The 4,474-nt window shown below is 64.0% G+C and carries 3 protein-coding genes and 1 pseudogene; all 4 read right to left on the bottom strand.

Annotation, left to right across the window (positions count from 1 at the left end; translation table 11 throughout):
• A pseudogene (locus tag WBB85_RS12210) lies at positions 1-289 on the bottom strand (hypothetical protein); the annotation flags it as partial.
• Positions 286-1,473 (bottom strand): ABC transporter substrate-binding protein, encoded by a 1,188-nt coding sequence (locus WBB85_RS12205; RefSeq protein ID WP_432638885.1) that lies wholly within the window; start codon positions 1,471-1,473, stop codon positions 286-288. The gene WBB85_RS12205 and the pseudogene WBB85_RS12210, both read right to left, overlap by 4 nt.
• Before the next feature lie 15 nt (positions 1,474-1,488).
• Positions 1,489-2,100, bottom strand: coding sequence for a CDP-alcohol phosphatidyltransferase family protein (locus WBB85_RS12200; RefSeq protein WP_432638884.1), 612 nt, complete (start codon positions 2,098-2,100; stop codon positions 1,489-1,491).
• On the bottom strand, positions 2,101-4,251 hold the full coding sequence (locus tag WBB85_RS12195) for an FAD-dependent oxidoreductase (RefSeq protein ID WP_432638883.1): 2,151 nt from the start codon (positions 4,249-4,251) through the stop codon (positions 2,101-2,103).
• Positions 4,252-4,474: the final 223 nt, after the last annotated feature.

Below are 4,474 nucleotides of genomic sequence, written 5' to 3'. Positions count from 1 at the left end.
GGCCGAACCGGTCAAAGATCGCGGCGGCAAATCCGACAGCGAGCATCAGCGCAAGTGCGGTGGAGGCGAAACCAGTCCAGAGCGTCAGTGTCAGGCTGGTGCCGAACCCCGGCAGGCCAATCAGCCGCCGCCACGGGTCGAGCGACAGTTCAGTGGCACCGATGGCCGGCAGAATGCCGAAGGCTGCCCGCCCCGTCTCCCACAGCCCCGCGAGGATCGGCAGCACGAGGCCGCCCGCGACAAGGGCGAGGACAATCAGGCGAAGCGTGCGGCCTTCGGTTGCAGTCATTCGGTGTAGCGCTGGGCCCATTCCTCGGCGATGCGCGTCATCCAGCTTGGATGCGGCTCATTGAGGGTGCGGCCCAGCTCTTCGTTCGACGGCAAAGCGGGGGACGAAGGCAATGCGGCGAAGGCCGCCTTGGCCCCATCGTCCAGCTTCGCCGGGTCCAGCACTGAATAGCTGCCAAGGACGGTGATATCCTGCGCCTTGGCTTGGGTCGCCGGGTCCAGAAGAAAGTTCGCCACGACCATCGCGCCCTCTTTGTGGGCGGCGTTGAAGGGGATGGCGACAAAGCTGATATTGCCGATGGAACCGCCGTCCAGCCCATAGGCGCGCACGGTCTCGGGCAAGAGCCCCTTTTCGACGGCGGCAGCGGCCGAGGCCGGATCGAAGGCCATGGAGATATCGACCTCTCCGTCATTCAGCATCTGTTCCTGAATGCTGGAGTTTTCAGGGAAAGTCTCGCCCCCGCGCCACAGCGTCGGGCGCAAGTCGTCATACCAGGCCCAGAGAGGGGCGGTGGCGGTGTCAAAGACCTCGTCCGTCGCCTCGCCCTGCAGGATCGCCGCATCCGGTGTGAGTTCGATCAAAGCCTGTTTCAGGAATGTCGCGCCCATGAAGTTCGAGACGGCGGGATGGGTGAAACGGCCGGGATTGGCCTTGGACCAGTCGAGAAGCGCTGCCATCGATTTCGGCGGTTCTGCCACCCGCGCAGAATCATGCGTAAGCACGAACTTCGCCAGCCGCCAGGGGGACTCGAAGCCTTCGGTCGGAATGGTGAAATCGACGACCGCCGCCGACCCGTCGGAAAGGTCGAGGTATTTCGCATTCGGCAGGTCGCTCAGGAACGGCCCGTGCAACAGGCCTTGCTCCTTCATCGACAGGAAGTTGGCGCCGTTGATCCAGATCATGTCGACCGATCCGCCTTCCGTCTGCCCCGCAGCCTTTTCGGCGATGACGCGGGTCACGGCCTCGGCGGTATCGGTCAGTTTGACCTGCTGGATTGTGACGCCGTATTCCGCCTCCAGCTCGCCGCTCGCCCAGGCGATGAAGTCGTTGGTGCGCTCATCCCCGCCCCAGGCGTTCCAGTAGACGGTCTGACCCTTTGCAGCGGCGACGGTATCGTCCCATGTGTCGGCCAAGGCCGGAAGGGCGATGCCGGTGGCAAGGGCGGCGAGAAGGGGAAGACGCATGGATACTCCTGTCGGTCAGTTATTCTGGAAAGCCTGCCAGCCTTGATGCCAGCGGGTCAGTGTGGTGATGGCGCAAAGTGCCGCGAAGCACCACGCCAAAACAGGGAAGGCGGCGGGCCAGACGCACATGACGAGGAACAGTCCGATGGTCTCGGTCCCCTCAGTCAGCCCGCCGAGATAGTAGATGCCCTTGGTCGGATAGGCCTCTGCCGTCAGGCCACGCTTGGCGGCAATGGAGGCGAAGGCAAGGAAACTTGATCCGGTGCCGACGAAACTGGCGATGAGGGCCGCGGCGGGCAGGGCGTTGGTGGCCGGATCGGCCAGTGCGAAGCCGAAGGGGACGAGCGCGTAAAAGACGAAGTCGAGTGCGATGTCGAGAAATGCCCCCCGGTCGGTCGGCGCCGTCATCCGCGCCATGATCCCGTCCATCCCGTCGGCGATCCGATTGGCGAGGATGAGGATGAGCGCGAGCGCATAAGCCCCGAAGGCCAGCGCAGCAACCGCCAGCAGCCCCAGCCCGAACCCTGCCAGCGTCACCTGATCGGCGCTCACGCCCCGCGCCACCAGCGCGCGGGCGGGCGCGTCCAGTGCGGCGCGGACCACAGTCAGCAGATGGCGGTCGAGCATTCAGCCCCTCCGCCAGTCGTGGAACCGCTCAAGCAGCCGCAAGGCACGCGCATTCACATGCGCCTTGCGCCATTCCCCGGCGGCGAATTTGTTGGCCTCGGCAAGGGTCGGATAGGTGTGGATCGTGCCAAGGATCTTCCCCAACCCCAGCCCGTGCTTCATCGCGAAGACGAATTCGGCTATCAGGTCACCCGCATGTTCACCTGCGATGGTGACACCAAGGATGCGGTCCTTGCCCGGCGGGGTCAGCACCTTCACGAAACCATGCGCGGTGCCGTCGGCAATGGCGCGGTCAAGGTCGTCGATGCCGTAATGCGTGACCTCGTACGCCACGCCCTTCTCCCGCGCCTCCTGTTCGTTCAGGCCGACGCGGGCCACTTCGGGGTCAGTAAATGTCGCCCAGGGGATCACCCGGTAATCCGCCTTGAACCGCTTGAACTTGCCGAAAAGCGCGTTGACGGAAGCGAACCAAGCCTGATGCGCGGCGGTATGGGTGAACTGGAAGGGCCCTGCGACGTCGCCCGCAGCGAGGATATTGGGGTATTTGGTTTCCAGATATTCGTTGGTCTCAATCACCCGTCCGGTTTCAATCCCCAACTCCTCCAAGCCGTAACCCTTCAGCCGGGCAGCCCGGCCGACGGCGACAAGGATATCGTCGAATTCGATCTTGCGCATCGCGCCATCCGCCTCGACCTCGATCCATTTCGCCGCGCCGGTCTTGCCCAGCGACGTGGCCTTGTGGCCGGTCAGCACCGTGACGCCATCGGCCTCCATCGACGCCTTCACGAGGTCGGATACCTCCTCATCCTCGCGGATCAGGATGCGCGGCAGCATCTCGATCTGGGTGACCTCCGATCCCAGCCGCGCAAAGCTTTGCGCCAGTTCGCAACCGATCGGTCCGCCGCCAAGGACGACAAGCCTTTTCGGCGCAGCATCGCGCGTCACCATCTCATCCCAAAGCGTGTCCGAAGTCAGATGCCCGACCTGATCCAGCCCCGGTAGCGGCGGCACGAAGGGCGCGGCCCCTGTCGCGAGGATCACAGAGCGGGTGGTCAGACGCTGCGCCGCGCCATCCGCGCCGATGATCTCCACCGTCCAAGGGTCGATCAGCTTCGCGTGGCCCTGTAAGACCTCGACGCCCAGCCCCTCATACCGCTCCACGCTGTCATGCGGTTCAATCGCCTTGACCACAGCATGGATGCGCTCAAAGACCTTGCGGAAGGAAAATTCAGGGCGGGTCGCGATCAGCCCGTAGTGATCGGCATGGCGCATCTGATGGACGAGCTTGGCCGACTTGATCAGCGCCTTCGACGGCACGCAGCCATAGTTCAGGCAATCGCCGCCCATCTTGTGGGCTTCGACCAACGTCACCTTCGCCTTCACCGCCGCCGCGATATAGGCCGAGACGAGGCCAGCCGCCCCGGCACCGATCACCACCATATTGCGGTCATAGCGCGCGGGCCGGTCCCAGCCGGCACGGGCGCGGCGGCGCTTGACAAGGCCAAGCACGAATTTCGCGATCCACGGGAAGATGCCCAAAAGGACGAAGGACAGGATCAGGGGCAGCGACAGGATGCCCGACAGGCTTTCAAGCTGCGCCAGTTGCGTGCCGGCATTCACATAGACCGCCGTCCCGGCCAGCATCCCGGCCTGACTGACGAGGTAAAAGGTCAGCGCCCGGATCGGGGTCAGGCCCATCAGAAGGTTGATGGCAAAGAATGGGATCGCCGGGATCAGGCGCAGGGTGAAGAGGTAAAAGGCCCCGTCCCGCGCCACGCCCTCATCAATGGTCTGAAGCCGGTTTCCAAGCCTCTCATGCACCCAGTCCGACAGAAGATAGCGCGAGGCGAGAAAGGCGAGCGTCGCCCCGGTCGTCGAGGCGAAAGAGACCAGCACCAACCCCCACCAGAAACCGAAAAGCGCGCCAGCGGCCAGGGTCATCCAGACGGCAAGCGGCAGCGACAGGGCGGTGACGGCGACATAGGCGGCAAAGAATATGGCAGCGACAGTCAGCGGGTTTTCCGCCACCCGCGCCTCAAGCCCGGTCAGATAACCGCGCAGCATATCAAGATCGGGCGGGTTGCGGCCAATGACCGCGATCAGAACTGCAACAAGAACGGCGAGCGCCAGGAAGAGAACCGGTTTCTTCATGCGCAAACGCCTTGCGTAAGAATGTAAGGCGAACCCGGCGCCCTGCGGGAAATGTGGCTGATCGTCATGCTGTCCCCAACGTTGCTGCCGACAGTTGTGCAACGAAGTTCAGCCAAAGGCCAAGGCCGTTACAGAAATGTCCCCATCTCGTGATGCGGGCGTGAGGGGGCGGCGGTTGCCCTGCGCCCGTATTACGCCATCCACCCAACGGGCAGCCTTTCGA

The organism is Albidovulum sp. (genome assembly GCF_049646345.1).
Taxonomy (GTDB): Bacteria; Pseudomonadota; Alphaproteobacteria; order Rhodobacterales; family Rhodobacteraceae; genus Albidovulum.
The sequence above is the reverse complement of the archived record's forward strand: the minus strand, read 5'-3'. Positions and strand labels throughout refer to the sequence as shown.